The sequence below is a fragment of the Kitasatospora sp. NPDC057692 genome, from assembly GCF_042799475.1.
GTDB lineage: Bacteria > Actinomycetota > Actinomycetes > Streptomycetales > Streptomycetaceae > Kitasatospora.
This window is the reverse complement of the sequence record NZ_JBHVIV010000033.1, coordinates 72,542-88,418: the sequence shown is the minus strand read 5'-3', so window position 1 is coordinate 88,418 and position 15,877 is coordinate 72,542. Positions and strand designations below refer to the sequence as shown.

11 protein-coding genes are annotated in these 15,877 nt (G+C 74.0%); 5 read left to right on the top strand and 6 right to left on the bottom strand.

Features of this window, described 5'->3' with window-relative positions; translation table 11 throughout:
- Positions 1-68: 68 nt before the first annotated feature.
- The gene (locus ACFVFS_RS20290; protein WP_380625975.1) at positions 69-437 is read right to left on the bottom strand and encodes a PRC-barrel domain-containing protein; all 369 of its coding nucleotides are present in this window, start codon (positions 435-437) and stop codon (positions 69-71) included.
- A gap of 260 nt (positions 438-697) precedes the next feature.
- Between ACFVFS_RS20290 and ACFVFS_RS20285 the strand changes: the two genes are divergently transcribed.
- On the top strand, positions 698-1,759 hold the full coding sequence (locus ACFVFS_RS20285) for a mechanosensitive ion channel family protein (protein ID WP_380625974.1): 1,062 nt from the start codon (positions 698-700) through the stop codon (positions 1,757-1,759).
- Here the strand turns inward: ACFVFS_RS20285 and ACFVFS_RS20280 are convergent.
- Positions 1,756-2,817, bottom strand: coding sequence for a YihY/virulence factor BrkB family protein (locus ACFVFS_RS20280; RefSeq protein WP_380625973.1), 1,062 nt, complete (start codon positions 2,815-2,817; stop codon positions 1,756-1,758). The genes ACFVFS_RS20285 and ACFVFS_RS20280 overlap by 4 nt on opposite strands.
- 167 nt (positions 2,818-2,984) lie before the next feature.
- Here ACFVFS_RS20280 and ACFVFS_RS20275 point away from each other — a divergent pair, with 167 nt between their 5' ends.
- Both ACFVFS_RS20275 and ACFVFS_RS20270 read left to right on the top strand, forming a co-directional pair.
- The gene (locus ACFVFS_RS20275; RefSeq protein WP_380625972.1) at positions 2,985-3,770 is read left to right on the top strand and encodes a VOC family protein; all 786 of its coding nucleotides are present in this window, start codon (positions 2,985-2,987) and stop codon (positions 3,768-3,770) included.
- 367 nt (positions 3,771-4,137) lie between these two features.
- Positions 4,138-4,866, top strand: coding sequence for a hypothetical protein (locus ACFVFS_RS20270; RefSeq protein WP_380625971.1), 729 nt, complete (start codon positions 4,138-4,140; stop codon positions 4,864-4,866).
- On the opposite strand, the gene ACFVFS_RS20265 is transcribed toward ACFVFS_RS20270, so the two are convergent.
- The 4 genes from ACFVFS_RS20265 to ACFVFS_RS20250 all read right to left on the bottom strand — a co-directional run bounded on the left by ACFVFS_RS20265 (position 4,853) and on the right by ACFVFS_RS20250 (position 11,096).
- Complete coding sequence (locus tag ACFVFS_RS20265) at positions 4,853-5,785, bottom strand: NADP-dependent oxidoreductase (protein ID WP_380625970.1); 933 nt, start codon at positions 5,783-5,785, stop codon at positions 4,853-4,855. The genes ACFVFS_RS20270 and ACFVFS_RS20265 overlap by 14 nt on opposite strands.
- 109 nt (positions 5,786-5,894) lie before the next feature.
- On the bottom strand, positions 5,895-6,998 hold the full coding sequence (locus tag ACFVFS_RS20260) for a glutamate--cysteine ligase (RefSeq protein ID WP_380625969.1): 1,104 nt from the start codon (positions 6,996-6,998) through the stop codon (positions 5,895-5,897).
- Positions 6,999-7,057: 59 nt separating this feature from the next.
- On the bottom strand, positions 7,058-9,298 hold the full coding sequence (locus ACFVFS_RS20255; RefSeq protein ID WP_380625968.1) for an MMPL family transporter: 2,241 nt from the start codon (positions 9,296-9,298) through the stop codon (positions 7,058-7,060).
- Between the two features lie 163 nt (positions 9,299-9,461).
- Positions 9,462-11,096 carry an ABC-F family ATP-binding cassette domain-containing protein gene (locus tag ACFVFS_RS20250; RefSeq protein WP_380625967.1) on the bottom strand — a complete coding sequence of 545 codons (1,635 nt, stop codon included), beginning with the start codon at positions 11,094-11,096 and terminating at the stop codon, positions 9,462-9,464.
- A 459-nt stretch (positions 11,097-11,555) separates the two neighbouring features.
- Between ACFVFS_RS20250 and ACFVFS_RS20245 the strand changes: the two genes are divergently transcribed.
- Together ACFVFS_RS20245 and ACFVFS_RS20240 are read left to right on the top strand one after the other, a co-directional pair.
- Positions 11,556-13,784 (top strand): hypothetical protein, encoded by a 2,229-nt coding sequence (locus ACFVFS_RS20245; RefSeq protein WP_380625966.1) that lies wholly within the window; start codon positions 11,556-11,558, stop codon positions 13,782-13,784.
- A gap of 757 nt (positions 13,785-14,541) precedes the next feature.
- Entirely contained in the window at positions 14,542-15,786 is a 1,245-nt protein-coding gene (locus ACFVFS_RS20240; RefSeq protein WP_380625965.1) for a cytochrome P450, read from the top strand.
- Positions 15,787-15,877: the final 91 nt, after the last annotated feature.

Sequence of the window (15,877 nt, the reverse complement as noted above, 5' to 3'; positions counted from 1 at the left end):
GGGCCTTCCCGAAGGCCCGGGGCCGTCGCCTCGCCGCTCCACCCCTCGGCTTCCGCCTCCGGGCCGGGTCAGATGATGCGGCCGCCGTAGAAGGGCTCGTAGTAGAGCGCGTAGCGGTCACGGAAGTCGGGGCCGAGGTCGCTGTCGCCCGCGCCCATGGTGGGGCTGTTCCTGATGTCGTCCTTGGTGCGGTCGACGTAGACCTTCTGCTCGCCGATCTCGATGCGGATGACCGTTCCGGCCGGGAGGAGCACCAGTCGGCCGAAGATCCAGGGGCCGGTGTCGACGACCAGGTACTGCGATCCCACCTCCTCGGACAGCTTGTCGACCTTGCCGACGGAGCCGTCGACGGCCTCCACGTGGAACCCGATGAGGTCGGTGCCGGCGGTGTGGCCGGAAGTGTCCCGGAACTGCCAGAGGTTGACGCCCTCGTTCATGTGTCCTTCTCCCTTCCGTTCGTAGGGCCGGTGGCGCGGCCCGCCGCCGCGGGGCGGGGTGCGCGGTGGTCGGGTGCCCCGGTGCGCGCGATCCATGCCACCGCGGCGCGAGGTGTGGGCGCGGCGAACCCGGAAAGACGGGGCCGCAGATCGGGCGCTCGCGGCCCGGCGCTCGCGGTCCGGCGCTCGCGGTCCGGCGCTCGCGGTCCGGCGCCCGCGGTCCGGCGCCCGCGAGGAGAGAGCGGAGAGGAGAGCGGGACATGGGGTGGAGTCTGATACGGCTGGCGCTGGCGGGTGTGGCGGCGGTCCTCCTCGCGTACGGGGCGGACCGGGCCGCGCTGGCCGCGGCCCGGCGGCTGATCGCCGGCGGGCGCACCGCCGGGGTGCCGCGGGTGCTGGCCCGGTGCCGCCGGCCGCTGCTGGCGCTGACGGCCTGCCTGCTGGTGCTCGGCGCGCTGCCGTGGATCGACGCGCCGACAGCGGCCCGGGACGGCCTGCGGCACCTGGTGCTGATCGTCGCGATCGCCTGCGGCGGCTGGCTCTGCGCCCGGGTGGTGGCGCTGCTGGTGGACGGCACGGTCCGGCTCGCCGTGCACCGCCGCGACCCGGTGTGGGCCGGGCGGGCCCGGACCCAGGCCGACCTGCTGGGCCGGATCTGCCAGGCGCTGATCGGGCTGGTGACGCTGGGCGCCGTGCTGATGACCTTCCCGGCGGTGCGCGGCATCGGCACCAGCCTGCTCGCCTCGGCGGGCCTGGTCGGCGTGGTGGCGGGCGTGGCGGCGCAGAGCACCCTCGCCAACGTCTTCGCGGGCGTCCAGATGGCCTTCGGCGACCTCGCCCGGATCGGGGACGTCGTGGTGGTCGCGGGGGAGTGGGGCACGGTGGAGGAGATCACCCTCACCGCCGTGGTGATCGCCACCTGGGACCAGCGGCGGATCGTGATGCCGATGTCGTACTTCGTCGGCCGGCCGTTCGAGAACTGGTCCCGCCGCTCCAGCCGGATCACCGGCACGGCGCTGCTCCACCTCGACCACCACGCCCCGGTGGGAAAGCTGCGCGAGGAGTTCGAGGCCTTCCTCGCCGGCAACCCGCTGTGGGACGGCGAGGGCAGCGCCCTCCAGGTGGTCGACACCACGCCCACCACCATCGTGGTGCGGGCCCTGGCCACCGCGGCCGACGCCGACCACGCCTACGAACTCCGCTGCCAGCTGCGCGAGCACCTGATCGGCTACCTGCGCGACCACCACGCGTACGCCCTGCCGCGGGTCTCGGTGACGGACGCCCCCGGCGCCCGCCCCGACGCCGGGCGCCCGGCACCCTAGCCGGGCCCGGCTCCGGCTCCGGCTCCAGGTCCGGCTCCGGGTCCGGGCCCAGGTGGTCGGTCGGGGCGCTCCTCGCCCCTGTCCCCGTCCTCGCCCCCGTCGTCCGTGTCGTGGAACGAGACGTCGACGCGCTGCTCGGGCCTGCGCTCCTCCTGCCGGGCGACGTCGGCGAGCACCCGTTCGTCGGCGTCGGTCAGCGGCGGCTGGAGCAGGCTGCGCGGCCACAGCCGCCGCGCGAGCACCACATCGGTCTCCGCCGCGTACACGGTGACCTGCGCGGCCAGGTAGAGCCAGGAGAGCAGGCCGATCACGGTCGCGAAGAACCCGTAGACCTGTCCGGCGTGCCGCAGCTCGTGCGCGACCAGCAGCGAGCCGAACGCCTGCAACGCGGTGAACAGCGGTCCGGCCACCAGACAGCCCGGCAGCAGCTCCCGGGTCGGTACCTGGTGCGGGGTGAGCACCCGGAAGCAGGCCAGGCACAGGGCGGTGTTCAGCAGTGCCGAGACGACCAGCGCCCCGATCCGCGCGGGCGTCCCGCCGAGCGTGGTGCCGACCAGCGCCGCACCGGCGGTGGTCACCGCCAGCCCGGTGCCCAGGACGGCGAACAGCAGCAGCCCGCGTGCCAGCCGGGGGAAGTAGCCGGGCCGCCGCACGCCCGGCACGTTCCAGATCTCGGCCATCGCGTGCTGGAGCACCTGGGTGACGCCGAGCGCGCCGTAGAGCAGGCCGGCCACACCGATGGCCAGCGCCAGACCGCTGCCCTGGAGCGAGTGGGTGCTCTGGCGCAGCTGGTCGCCGATGATCGGGAAGTCGGCGAGCGCCGAGTCGACCACGGCCCGCTGGGCCCCCGGGTGGCCGTGCAGGACGAAGCCGAGCACGGTGCTGAGCAGGAGGAGCAGCGGGACGAGCGCGACGAACCCGTAGTAGGTGAGCAGCGCGCAGAGCAGTCCGCCGCGGTCGTCCCCGTACTTCTTCACGACCCCGAGGACGAGGGCCGGCGGGCGGTGCCGCTGCTGGAAGCGGTCCAGCGCGCGCAGCGCGCGTTCGATCGGGTTCACGCCTGCGCGTCTGCCCGCGCTGCGCCACGGGACACCTGGGCGCGCGCCCTCGCGCCGCCCGGGCCGTACGGGTGGCGGGCTCCGCCCGGGGCGGTGATGGTGAGTCCTTGGGGGGTCCACCGCACGCCCCGGGCAGGAGGGGCGGCACCGCACGGGAGAGACCGCAGATGCCTGATGTGACCGCTGAGCACTACCCGCCCGGAACGCCGTGCTGGGTCGACCTGATGGCCCCCGACCAGCAGGCGGCCCTCGACTTCTACAAGGACCTGTTCGGCTGGCAGGGTGAGATCGGCCCGCCCGAGGTCGGCGGGTACGCGATGTGCACCCTCAACGGCAAGGCGGTGGCCGGGATCATGGCGGCCCGGCCGATGAACGAGGGGGACCCGACCCCGCCCACGGTATGGACCACCTACCTGGCCAGCGCCGATGCGGACGCCGCCCAGGCCGCGATCTCGGCGGCCGGCGGCACGGTGCTGTTCCCGGTGATGGACGTGCTGACCGTCGGCCGGATGCTGGTGGCGACGGACCCGACCGGCGCCGCCTTCGGGGTCTGGCAGCCCGTCGACTTCTACGGCGCGCAGAAGGTCAACGAGCCCGGCGCACTGACCTGGAACGAGCTGCACACCTCGGACATCCCCGAGGCCGCCCGCTTCTACCAGCGGGCCCTGGGCCTGGACTCCGCCCCGATGGAGGGCGCGGACGACTACCACTCGTTCAGCGTCGGCGGCCGCCCCGTCGGCGGCCTGACCACCCTGGAGGGCGCCCCGCCCGGGGTGCCCTCGCACTGGCTCACCTACTTCGCGGTGGACGACACCGACAGTACGGTGGACGCGCTGGTCAAGGCGAACGGCACCGTACTCGTCCCGCCCTTCGACCTCGCGACCGTGGGCCGGATGGCCGTCGTCCAGGACCCGCAGGGCGCCGTGTTCGCGGTGATCAAGGCCGCGGCGTGACCCGCCCGGCGGCCCGTGACACGGGAAGGGCCGAGCCGTAGCCGCACGGGCGCGGGTGGACCGTCACCCGGTCCGCCCGCGCCCGTGCGGCAGCGCCGCCCCGGCACGTCCCGGCGCCGATTCCTCCCGAAGCCGTTAGCGCCGGGCGAAGCGGGGCATCCACACCATCCTGGCGCACCAGGACAACAAGCTCTCCGGCGACGCCACCATCCTGATGATCGCGTGGCAGCCGGCCGAGCCCGGCGATCCGGTCGGGCCCACGGGCACCGGCGTCCACTGATCCGTGCCGGAGCGCCGTTCGGAGTGCCAGGACCGATCTCTCCGAAATCGCATGCTCAGTCGGCCCGGAAGGCCGTAGATTGGCCCCGTGCCCGTGCCCGTGCCCGCCCCCGGGACGGGGCAGTGGGCGGGACGGCTGGGGACACCGGTGCGGGACAGTTTTTCCGATGGCTTCTTCACGCGGCTGGCGCACGACGCGCATCCGGTGGACCTGATGCGCCTGTATCTGCTGCACGGCTCGGTCGAACGGATCCCCGGTCTGCCGGTCGATCCGGAGGCACTGTCCTTCGACCACCTCAGCCGGCATGTCCGTCCCGAGCACCGCTCCGGCCACGACGATGCGGACATGTTCTCGCTCAGTGTCAGGAGGAAGGTCGACGGCAGACTGTACGGCCTGGAGTTCAGGCTCCACTTCCTCGCCGGTGAGCCCTATGCCGATGCGGTGGTCCCCTTCGGCGCCCCGGTCGGCCTGCCCCGGTTCCTCCACCGCCTCCGCGGGTCCCACGGCTCGGCGGGAGCCCCGGGCGACTGGGACTTCGACGTGTACACCGACGTGCACGACCTCCGCGAGAGCATCGTTCTGTTCGGCAACCGGCGCGAGATCTGGTTCCGGGTCGACCGGGGCCGGCTGGTGACCGGCCGCCTGCACGGCAACCGGTTCGGAACGAACGCGCGGCTGCACGCGGGGAGTTCGCTGTTCCCCGACCGCCTGGCCGCCGTCGCCCGTGCCTCGGCCGAGGCACGGGCGTACCGGCGGTACGTGGCCCGGCTGCGCGATCCCCTTCCCGCGCGGGCGGCCGGGTTCAGACCTCGATGACGATCTTCCCCCGGGTGTGGCCCTCCTGGTTGAGGGTGAAGGCCGCCGCGAGGTCCGCCAGGGGGAAGGTCTCGGCGACGTCCACCGTGAGCCGGCCCTCGGCCGCGAGCCGTCCCAGCTCCGCGAGCTCCTCGCCGGACGGGCGGACCCAGATCCACTGCCCGCCCGCGCCGAGCACGGAGTCGTCGGCGATGGAGGCGTGCCGTCCGCCCTCCGCCAGGACGGCCAGCGTGACGTCGAGGACCCCGCCGACGCAGTCCGCGACCACGCCGACCCCGTCGGGCGCCAGCGCGCGGACGCGGTCGGCGAGCCCGTCCCCGTACGCGACGGGCTCGCAGCCCAGCTCGCGCAGCCGGGCGTGGTTGCGCGGGGAGGCGGTGCCGATGACCCGTGCCCCCGTCAGCCGCGCGAGCTGGACGGCGAAGGAGCCGACCCCGCCGGCCGCGCCGTGCACGAGGACGGTGTCCTCCGCGCCCGTGCCGAGCCGGCCGATCAGCTGGCTCGCGGTCAGCCCGGCCAGCGGCAGGGAGGCGGCGCGCGCCCAGTCCAGCGCGGCGGGCTTGGCGGCGAGCGAGCGGACGGGCACGCTGACGTACTCCGCGAACGTGCCGCCGTGCACGTAGTCCTGGCGGGCGTAGGCCATCACCTCGTCGCCGACCGCGAACTCGGGCACGTCGATGCCGACCCGTTCGACGGTTCCGGCGACGTCCCACCCCGGCACCACCGGGAAGACGACGTCCATCAGACCGTCGAGCCCGCCCGCCATGAGCTTCCAGTCGACCGGGTTGACCGCCGCGCACCGGACCTTGACGAGGACCTCCCCGGGCGCGACCTTCGGCAGCGGGAGCCTGGTCTCCCGGAGCACCTCCGTCCCGCCGTACGTCTCGTAGGCCATCGCCCGCATGGTGCCCTCGGACATCCTCGTTCCCTCTCGTCGTGCAGTTCGTACCTCCCCCATCCCATCACGGAGCGCTCCGCAGCACCCTCCGGGGCTCTGCCCTCACCGCCGAACCCTCACCGCCCCGCCGTCACGGCTCCGGGCGCACCGTGGACGCCACCAGCTGCCCGGTCAGCCCCTCCCGGCCGCCCTCACCGAACCAGCGGCGCTGGCGGTCGGCGCCGTTGCCCGCGTGCGCGAACCCCTTCCACAGCGAGGCGATCCGCTCGGTGTCCCCGGTGGCCCGCAGGCCGGGCGCGAGGTGGGTGCGGAACTCCGCCACCACGTCCGCGGCGGGCCGGGCCGTCCCGCTGACGGGCGAGACCAGCCGGCCGCGCGGGCCGGTCCGGGCGGCGTGCCAGGTGGCGGCGCGCAGCAGCTCCTCGGGGACGGCGGGGCGCGGTTCCCCGGCCCGTTCGTCGAGCAGGGCCCGGACGGCCAGGGCGCGCACCAGGCCGGCGAACAGCTCGGCGTCGGAGACCGTCAGCTGGACGTCTGCCGCCCGCACCTCCACCGTCGGGTAGCGGCCGGACAGCCGGGCGTGCCAGTAGAGCTGGCCCTCGTCGGCGATCGCTCCGGCCGCCCCGAGGGCCGCCACCCGCCGCCGGTAGTCGGCGGCGTCGGCGAAGGCGGGCGGCGGGCCGCTGACCGCCCACTGGTCGAAGTGGACCGTCCGCCAGCTGGCGAAATGGGTGTCCCGCCCGCGGAAGTAGGGCGAGTTGGCGGACAGCGCGATCAGCACCGGCAGCCACGGGCGCAACCGCACCAGCACGCCGAGGCGCTCCTCCTCGTCCTCGACCCCGACGTGCACGTGCATGCCGTTGAGCATCAGGTCGTCGACCAGGGCGGGCGCCTGGCGGCGGGCCCGGCGGTAGCGGGTGTCCTCGGTGACCGGCACCGGGTCGTCCAGCCCGAACGGCGCCGCGCCGACCGGCACCACCCGGCACCCGTGCTGCGCGGCCGCCGAGGCGAGCCCGGCGCGCACCCGCGACAGGTGGCGGACCACCGCCGGGAGGTCCTCGCACACCGGGGTGGCCGACTCCACCTGGACCTGGAGCAGCTCGTGCTGCGCCTCGCTCGGCCGCAGCGCCGGCGCCAGGTCGGCGGCGGCCAGCACCTCGGCCGCCCGGGGGAGCGGGGTGCCGTCGCGGGGATCGATCAGCAGGTACTCTTCCTCGACTCCGAGTGTCAGCATGCTCCCGCGGCTACCCGGAACCGCCGATTCCACGCTCGGCGGGATTCCTCGGGCACCTCCTACGCCTTCTCGCCCTCGCCCTCGGTGTCGATGTGCGGCAGGATCCGGTCGAGGAAGGGCGGGGTCCACCAGGCGGAGGCGCCGAGCAGGGTCATCACGGCGGGCACCAGCAGCAGGCGGACGATCGTGGCGTCGACCAGCACGCTGACCGCCAGGCCGAGGCCCATCATCTTGATCACGATGTTGTCGCTGACGATGAACGCGGCGAACACGCTCACCATGATCAGCGCGGCGCAGGAGATCACCCGGGCGGTGATCTCCAGGGCGTGCGCGACGGCGTCGTGCGGGCGGCCGGTGCGGATCCACGCCTCGTGGACGCGGGAGAGCAGGAAGATCTCGTAGTCCATGCTCAGCCCGAAGACGATGGCGAACATCATCATCGGCACATAGCTCTCGATCGGGACCTTCCCGGCCACGCCGAGCGCCGGTCCGCCCCAGCCCCACTGGAAGACCGCGACCAGGACCCCGTACGAGGCCGCGATCGACAGCAGGTTGAGCACGGCGGCCTTGACGGCGACCAGCAGGCCGCGGAAGACGGCCAGGATGATCAGGAAGGCGAGCCCGACCACCACCGCGATGATCAGCGCCAGCCGACTGGACACGATGTCCAGGAAGTCCACCTGGGCCGCGGTGTTGCCGGTCACGTACGTCTCCGCGCCGGTGCCGGCCACGGCGTCCGGCAGCACGGTGTCGGACAGCCGGTTCACCAGGTCGGTGGTGGCCTGGTCCTGGGGCGCGGTGGTCGGGATGACGGTGTTGAACAGCACCACGCCGTCCGGGCTGGTCTGCAGCGGGCTGACGCTCGCCGCGCCGGGCAGGCCGGTGAGGGCCTGCTGCAGCGAGGCCTGGACGGCGGGGCGGTCGCCGGCCGCCACCGCGCTCTGGTCGACGACCAGGGTGAGCGGGCCGTTGGAGCCGGGGCCGAAGGCCTCGGACATCAGGTCGTAGGCGCGCCGGTCGGTGAAGTCGGTGGAGTCGGCGCCGTCGTCGATGTGGCCGAGCTGGATGGAGAACAGCGGGATCGACAGCACCCCGAGCGCGACCACCCCGGCGACCAGGTAGCGCCAGGGGTGCGCCTCGACCCGCCGGGCGTACCGGTGCCAGACACCGGTGGTCTCCCCACCCCCGCTTCCGTCGCCTCCGGTCTCGGCGATCGGGCGGCGCACGGCGACGCGGTCCATGTGGCGGCCGATGAGCCCCATCAGCGCGGGCAGCAGGGTGAGCGCGCCCAGCACCGCCGTCACCACGGTGACCCCGGCGGCGGCCCCGAGCTTGGCGATGAAGGAGATGCCGGAGACCGACAGCCCGGACAGCGCGATGATCACCGTGCAACCGGAGACCAGTACCGCGCGCCCGCTGGTGGCCACCGCCTGCCCGGCGGAGGCGATCGGGTCCACGCCGTCCATCAGGTTCTGCCGGTGCCGGGTGAGCAGGAACAGGGCGTAGTCGATGCCGACACCGATGCCGATCATGGTGGCCAGGGTGGGCGCGACCGTCGCGAAGGTGGACAGCGCCGCGATCAGCCCCAGCACGCCGAGGCCGACCACCGCCGCGAACAGCGCGGTCAGCAGCGGCAGCCCGGCCGCGATGAGGCTGCCGAACCCGACCAGCAGCACCACGACCGCCACCGCGAAGCCGATCGCCTCGCTGGACCGGTCGTCCGGCGCCGGCCGGGCCAGCTCGCCCAGCGGCCCGCCGTACTCCACCTGCACCCCGGCGTCCCGCAGCGGCGCGACGGCGGCGTCCACCCCGGTCAGGTAGCCGTCGCCGAGCAGCGTGGGATTGGTGTCGAACCGGACGGTGATGTAGCCGGTCAGCCCGTCGGTGGCCAGCGGACCGCCGGGCGGTGCGGGCTGCCCGGGCGGCGGCAGCGGGCTCTGTGCGCCGAGCACGTGCGGCAGTGCCTGGAGCGAGGAGACGGCCTGGGCGATCTGCGGCTGGAAGCCGGTCAGCTGCTGGGCGTCGTGCAGCACCACCTGGGAGCTGGTGCCCGCGGCGGCCGGCTCGTGCGCCTGGAGGACCTCCTTGCCCTGGGCCGCCTGGGTGCCGGGCAGCGAGAAGTCGTCGGAGTAGTCGCCGCCGACCGTCTTGTTGGCGGCCTGGACGGCGGCCAGCGCCACGATCCACAGCACGATGACCATCACCCAGTGGCGCGCGCACCACTCGCCCAGGCGGCGCAGGCCCGAGCGCCTGGTCGCCGGCCCGGTGGCCGGGGAGGAGCGGCGGATGGACGGCGGCATGGACGGCTCCCGGGGTCTCCTGCGCGGCTGTGCGCCGATCCGGCGCAGCGTTCCCGGGCAGGCGCCGCCGCGCACCGCTACCGCCGGGTAGTCGCCCCGCCGGCCGTGCGCGGCGGACGCCCGGGGAGGGGCCGACCCGCCCCTCCCCGGGGACATCCGGCCGTCAGCGCTCCGGCGCGGCCGTCTCCCGCAGTTCGCCCTCGGCCAGGTGCAGCCAGCGGGTGATGCCGATCCCGCTCAGGAAGCGCTCGTCGTGGCTGACCACCACGAAGGCGCCCCGGTAGGCGTTCAGCGCGTTCTCCAACTGCCCCGCACTGACCAGGTCCAGATTGTTCGTCGGCTCGTCCAGCAGCAGCAGGTGCGGAGCCGGCTCCGCACACAGCACGCAGGCCAGCGTGGCGCGCAGCCGCTCGCCGCCCGACAGCACCCCGACCGGCAGGTGGGCCCGGGCGCCGCGGAACAGGAAGCGGGCGAGCAGGTTCAGCCGCTCCGCCTCCGGCCGCTCCGGGGCGTACGCCGCGAAGTTCTCCGCGACGGTGCGGTCCGGGTCCAGGAGGTCCAGGCGCTGCGAGAGGTGGGCGACGCGCCCGTCGGCCTGCCGCAGCTCGCCGCCCCCGGGCGCGAGCTCGCCGGTGAGCAGCCGCAGCAGCGTGCTCTTGCCCGCGCCGTTGGGACCGGTCAGCGCGATCCGCTCGGGTCCCCGCACGGTCAGGTCGACCCCGCGGCCGGCGAACACCTCCCGCTCGCCGAGCCGCACCCGCAGCCCCTCGCCGAGGAACAGCGTGCGCCCGGCGGGCACCTGGGTGTCCGGCAGCTCCAGCACGATCCGCTGCTCCTCGCGCAGCGCGCGCCCCGCCTCGTCCAGCCGCGCCTTCGCCTCGCCGACCCGCCCGGCGTGCACCTGGCCGGCCCGGCCCGCCGCCTCCTGCGCGCCGCGCTTCATGGTCCCGGCGAAGATCTTCGGCAGCCCCGCGTTCTTCAGGTTGCGGGCGGCGTTGCTCTGCCGGCGGTCGGCCCGCTCGCGGGCCAGCTGCATCTCCCGCTTCTCCCGCTTGAGCTCCTGCTCGGCGTTGCGGACGTTCTTCTCCGCGACCTCCTGCTCGGCCCGCACGGCCTCCTCGTAGGCGGTGAAGTTGCCGCCGAACAGGCGCAGTTCGCCCCGGTCGAGTTCGGCGACGCGCTCCATCCGGTCGAGCAGCGCGCGGTCGTGGCTGACCAGCAGCAGACAGCCGTGGAAGTCCTCCAGGGTGTCGTACAACCGGTGCCGGGCGTCCAGGTCGAGGTTGTTGGTGGGCTCGTCGAGCAGCAGCACGTCGGGCCGCCTGAGCAACTGGCCCGCCAGGCCCAGCGAGACGACCTGGCCGCCGCTGAGGGTGCGCAGCGTGCGGTCCAGGGCGAGCCCGCCCAGGCCGAGGCGGTCCAGCTGGGCGCGGGTGCGCTCCTCGATGTCCCAGTCGTCGCCGATGGTGGTGAAGTGCCGTTCGTCGACGTCCCCCGACTCCACCGCGTCGATGGCCCGGATCACCTCGGCGACGCCCAGCACCTCGGCGACGCTCAGTTCGGCGGTCAGCGGGAGGGTCTGCGGCAGGTACCCGAGGGTGCCGTCCACGGTGATCGACCCGGCGGTGGGCCGCAGCCCGCCGGCGATCAGCCGCAGCAGCGTGCTCTTGCCGCTGCCGTTGGGGGCGACCAGGCCGGTGCGGCCGGAGCCGACGGTGAAGGAGAGGTCCTGGAAGACGGGGGTGTCGTCGGGCCAGGAGAAGGACAGGGCGGAGCAGACGACGGAAGCGCCGGACATGGGGACGACCTCACGGGGTGAAGGCTCCAGGGGCAGGGAAAGACACACCTGTCCCCTGAACGGACAAGGGGGAGAAGGGGACGACAGCCGGGCCGCGGCAGCGGTGCTTCAGCGCACCGGCGAGCGGCCTGTCGGTCCGGGTATCACCCGGAGATGTCGTCGTCCACCACCATGTCCGGTCTCCTCGACGAAGGATCAACGTTCTCGCGATCGTAACAGGCCGTCCCACGTCCCATCGTCCGCGGGTTGGTCACTCCCCTCGATGCGCCTACCCGATCGAGGGGAAATCCGGCTCCGCGGCACCGTGGTGGGGCAGACTGGGGTGCGGCGACGACCGGGGGCGGCGTGCTTCCGGGGGAGCGTGTGTGGCAAGGGGGCGCGGTGGACCGGCTGCGGGTGGTCGGAGTCAGTGGGCCGGGTGGTCCTGGTTCCGGCTACGCGGTGGGACCGCGTCTGGTGTTGACCTCGGCCCATATCGTGGCCCGCGTCGGCGAGCGGGTGGTGGTCTTCCGCCCCGGACACTCCGGCACCGCGGAGGGGCTGGTGGTGTGGTGCGGGACCCCGGGCGCTCGTGATGACGCCGCGTTGGTCCTGGTCGACGACAATCCGCACTGGACCTTCCCGGCCGCACCGGTCCGCTGGGGCCGCTTCGTCACGGCTGGGCCGGGTATCCGTTGTGACACCTGGGGCCTGCCCGACACCGCCCAGCGTCCCGGTCGCGCGGTCGAGGCCGAACAGATCGAGGGCGCTGTCAATCCGGGCAGCGGCTACGTCGGCAACCAGTACGTGCTGGACCTGCGGCGCAACCCGCCGCAGTGGCACTCCGACGGCATGTCGCCATGGGGTGGCATGTCGGGCGCACCCGTGGCCTGCAACGAACTGCTGATGGGCGTGGTGGCGGCGGACCGTGCCCGCTCCAACCACAGCCAGTTCAACGTCGTGCCCGCCTACGTCCTGCACCACGACCTGGCGTTCCGCGAGGCGCTCGCGACGTACGGCGCGGGCCTGCGGGCCCGGTTGGAGGCGGCGGAACTGCAGCACCTCGACGACCGCGGGCCCGACGCTGTCCCGGGCGGCTCGCTGCACTCGTCTGACGTGCTGTTGCACGCACGGCGCCAGATCGTACCGCTGTGGGGGCGCGACGCGCTGGTAACCGAACTGCGAGCGTGGTGCGAACCGAGCGGGTTCGGGGCGTGGCTGCTGTACGGGCCGGGTGGACAGGGCAAGACCCGCCTCGCCCACCACCTCACCGAGCTGCTCGCCGCTGAGCGCTGGGCCGTGTTGTGGCCGCGCGCCAACGCGGGGGCGGACCGGCTACGCGACCTGCGGCACGTCTCCAGACCGCTGCTCGTCGTCCTGGACCGCGCGGAGGCCCGAACCGACCAGATCGCCGCACTCGTCGACGTCGCCGCCGACCACCCCGGCAGCACGCCGTTCAAGGTGCTCCTGCTCGCCCGGACGAAGGGCGGCTGGTGGAACCGGGCCACGACCGACTCCGGTCTCGCCGAGGCCTACCTCGGATCCGCCCGCACCCATCTGCTGACGCCCCTGGCGGCCGACCCCGCCCGGCGGGCCGCGGCCTACAGGGAGGCCGCGGCGGCCTTCGCGGCGGCCCTGCCCGGCGTCGAAGGACTGACCACGCACAACTGGCCCGCAGTCGTCGACGCCCTGACCGTCCCGGGGCTCCGGGCGGACGCGTACGGCAATGCCTTGACCCTGTACACCGCCGTCCTCGCCGACCTGCTCGACGCCGTCGAGCCGCACGGGCGGGGACGCGGACGGGGCAAGGCCACCGGCACAGCGCGCCCGGGACCGGAACGGCTGCCGGAACTCGTCCTGCGATGGCTCGCTCGCCAGTGCGGCCGTGACCTGTTCAAGGTGGTGAACCTCGACGAGTTCGCCACCGCGCGGTCCGTTCCTTCCGAGGCGACGAAGGAGGCTGCGCTGCTCCTGGAGCAACGCGGCCTCGTCGTGCTCACCCGCGCTCCCGGGCGGTCTGTCCATGCCCGGCTCTCCGTCACGGGTCTTCAGGAAGCGGACGGGCAGGAGGCCCGGCTGCGCAGCACCTCCGCGCGACTGGACCACACGCTCGCGCTCCTGATGACCGCGGCTGCTGCGGGACCGCTCGGTGGACTCGAACTGGACGAGTTCACCGGTTCGGCGGCTCTCCACGGCGAACCCCTGACCGTCGACGAGACGGTCCGCGGGGTTCGCTACCTCCACGACCACGGGCTGGTGACGGCAGGCCCAGACCCGCAGCACCCACGGAACCTGCTACTGACCCCGCGCGGCTGGGACTGCGCGTTGTCCGCCAAGAGAGTGAGGGATTTTGTGAACGCCCAGGACGCCTCGAGCCCCGTGCTCAACTTCCACCAGCACGTCCACGGCGGCACCGCCACCCAGGCCTATCAGGTGACGCAGCACGTGACGACCACTACCGGTCTCGGGGTCGCCGAACTCACCGAGGTGATCGGTGCGCTCCGCCGCGCGGCGCCGCAGCTCGCGCCTGGTCAGCAGGAGGAGTTCCTCCAGGACGTCGACGTCATGGAGGACGTCTCGGAGGCGGATCCGACGCGCCGGAGCGCCGGTGAGCGGATCCGGGCCCGGCTGATCGACAGCGCGGTGCCCGAGCTGGTCGCCGGGGTGGTTCCCCTCCTGGGTGGCTTCCTCGGGTCGCTCGTCGGCTGACTGGCTGGCCCGGCCCGGGTTGTCGGAGCCGGTCGGCGTCCAGGACGGCCCAGGTGAAGGGCGGGGCCTCCTGCGGGAGGCTGTAGCCGACCTCCGGAAGGGTGCGGTGGAGGTACGGGCCGGTGAAGTACTGCCAGTAGGAGGAGCCGTCACCGGGGGGCGGTGAACGGGTCGCGGCCGGGATCGAGCGTGACAGTGGGCACGGTGTAGCCGTGCTCGGCGAGCAGCCGGGGCGACGTCGATGTAGCTGTGGATGTCGTACGGCCAGCTGTGTAGGCAGATCACTACCGGGCCGTCGGTCGGGCCGTCCTCGGCGTGCCCGACGTCCAGCAGGTCAGCCCGGACCTGGGCCGGCCGGGCGAAGCCGGTGTGCGCCGCAGGTGCCGGTGCGCCGGGTACCGCGGGCACGCCGGGGGCGCCGTCCGAGGCCTGCGCGGTTCCGGCCGGGCCGGCCAGCGCCAGCGCGGTGCTGCCCGAGCCGAGCCCGAGCACCTTGGTGAAGGCGCGCCCGTCGATCATGCTCGTTCCCCCCCCGTGGTGCGGCCGCGTCGGCCGGTACCGGCCGCTGCCGGGGGAGAAGTGGCCCGGAGCATCGGTCAATTGACGCCGAAGCGGATGTTCGGATGGTCCCGTGGAACGGTGCCATCCGCACCCGAGAGGCCCTCTCGACGCGGCGCACGCGCGGCGGCATGCTCATCCCCGTGCGCGGCCGGTGCCGCGCGCCGCACGCCTGCGCCGTCCGATCGAAGGAGCCCCCGTGGACCGTCTCGTGCTGGACCCGACCGGCCGTGACCGCGACGCCGAGACCGCCGAACTGCACGCCCGCGGACCGGCGACGCCCGTCGACGTCCTGGGGGTGAAGGCCTGGGCGGTGGCCGACCCGGACCTGCTGGAGGAACTGCTCAAGGACCCCCGGGTGTCCAAGGACGGCCATCGGCACTGGCCCCAGCTGTCCGAGATCGCGACCACCTGGCCGCTGGCCCTGTGGGTGACCGTGCGCAGCATGTTCACCGCCCACGGCGCGGACCACCGGCGGCTGCGCCGGCTGGTCGGCACCGCCTTCACCGCCCGCCGCATCAACGAGCTCGCCGGGCGCGTCGAGGAGTTGACGGACGCCCTACTGGACGACCTCGCCGCCGCGCCGCCCGGCACGCCGGTCGACCTCCGCGAGCGCCTGGCCTACCCGCTGCCGATCCAGGTCATCGCCCAACTCCTCGGCCTGCCCGACGAACTGGTCGGACCCTTCCGGGCCCACGTGGACGGCGCCTTCGACACCACGCTCACCCCCGAGGAGTCGGAGGCCAACGCGGCGGCCTTCTACGCGATGACCCGCGAGCTGATCGCCGCCAAGCGCCGCGAGCCCGGCGACGACCTGACCTCCGCGCTGATCGACGCCTGCGAGGCCGAGGCCGACACCGGGACCGGGTCGGGCGGCCGGGGAGCCGACGCCGGGCTGAGCGAACAGGAGCTGATCGACACCCTGCTGCTGGTGGTCTCGGCCGGCTACGAGACCACCGTCAACCTGATCGACAACGGCATAGCCAACCTCCTCACCCACCCCGACCAGCTCGCCCTGGTGCGCGAGGGCAAGGTCTCCTGGGAGGACGTGGTCGAGGAGACGCTGCGCCGCGACGCGCCCGTCGCCCACCTTCCGCTGCGCTACGCGGTGGAGGACATCGAGCTGCCGGGCGGGGTGACCGTCCGCCGAGGCGAGGCGATCCTCGCCTCCTACGCCGCCGCCGGCCGCCACCCCTCCCGGTACCGGGACGGCGCCGCCTTCGACGTGGCCCGACTGGACAAGGACCACCTCGCCTTCGGCCACGGCGTGCACTTCTGCCTCGGCGCCCCGCTCGGCCGCCTGGAGGGCCGCACCGCCCTGAGCAGGCTCTTCGACCGCTTCCCGAACCTGACCCTCGCCCCGGACGCAGACCTGCGGCCCGTCGAGTCGCTGATCTCCAACGGCCACCGCACCCTCCCGGTGCTGCTGCACGGCGCCGGCTGAGGCCCGTCCTGCCGAAGAGGCCGCCGCTCGTCCTGCGGGACGGGGGGAGGGGGCCGGGCGTCGTCACCAGGCGGCCTGCGCGGGCGCCGCG

Excerpts from the sequence above, each read along its gene's own strand:
- ACFVFS_RS20290 (WP_380625975.1), bottom strand. The coding sequence starts at position 437 with ATGAACGAGGGCGTCAACCTCTGGCAGTTCCGGGACACTTCCGGCCAC.
- ACFVFS_RS20285 (WP_380625974.1), top strand. The coding sequence starts at position 698 with ATGGGGTGGAGTCTGATACGGCTGGCGCTGGCGGGTGTGGCGGCGGTC.
- ACFVFS_RS20275 (WP_380625972.1), top strand. The coding sequence starts at position 2,985 with ATGCCTGATGTGACCGCTGAGCACTACCCGCCCGGAACGCCGTGCTGG.
- ACFVFS_RS20265 (WP_380625970.1), bottom strand. The coding sequence starts at position 5,785 with ATGTCCGAGGGCACCATGCGGGCGATGGCCTACGAGACGTACGGCGGG.
- ACFVFS_RS20260 (WP_380625969.1), bottom strand. The coding sequence starts at position 6,998 with ATGCTGACACTCGGAGTCGAGGAAGAGTACCTGCTGATCGATCCCCGC.
- ACFVFS_RS20255 (WP_380625968.1), bottom strand. The coding sequence starts at position 9,298 with ATGCCGCCGTCCATCCGCCGCTCCTCCCCGGCCACCGGGCCGGCGACC.
- ACFVFS_RS20250 (WP_380625967.1), bottom strand. The coding sequence starts at position 11,096 with ATGTCCGGCGCTTCCGTCGTCTGCTCCGCCCTGTCCTTCTCCTGGCCC.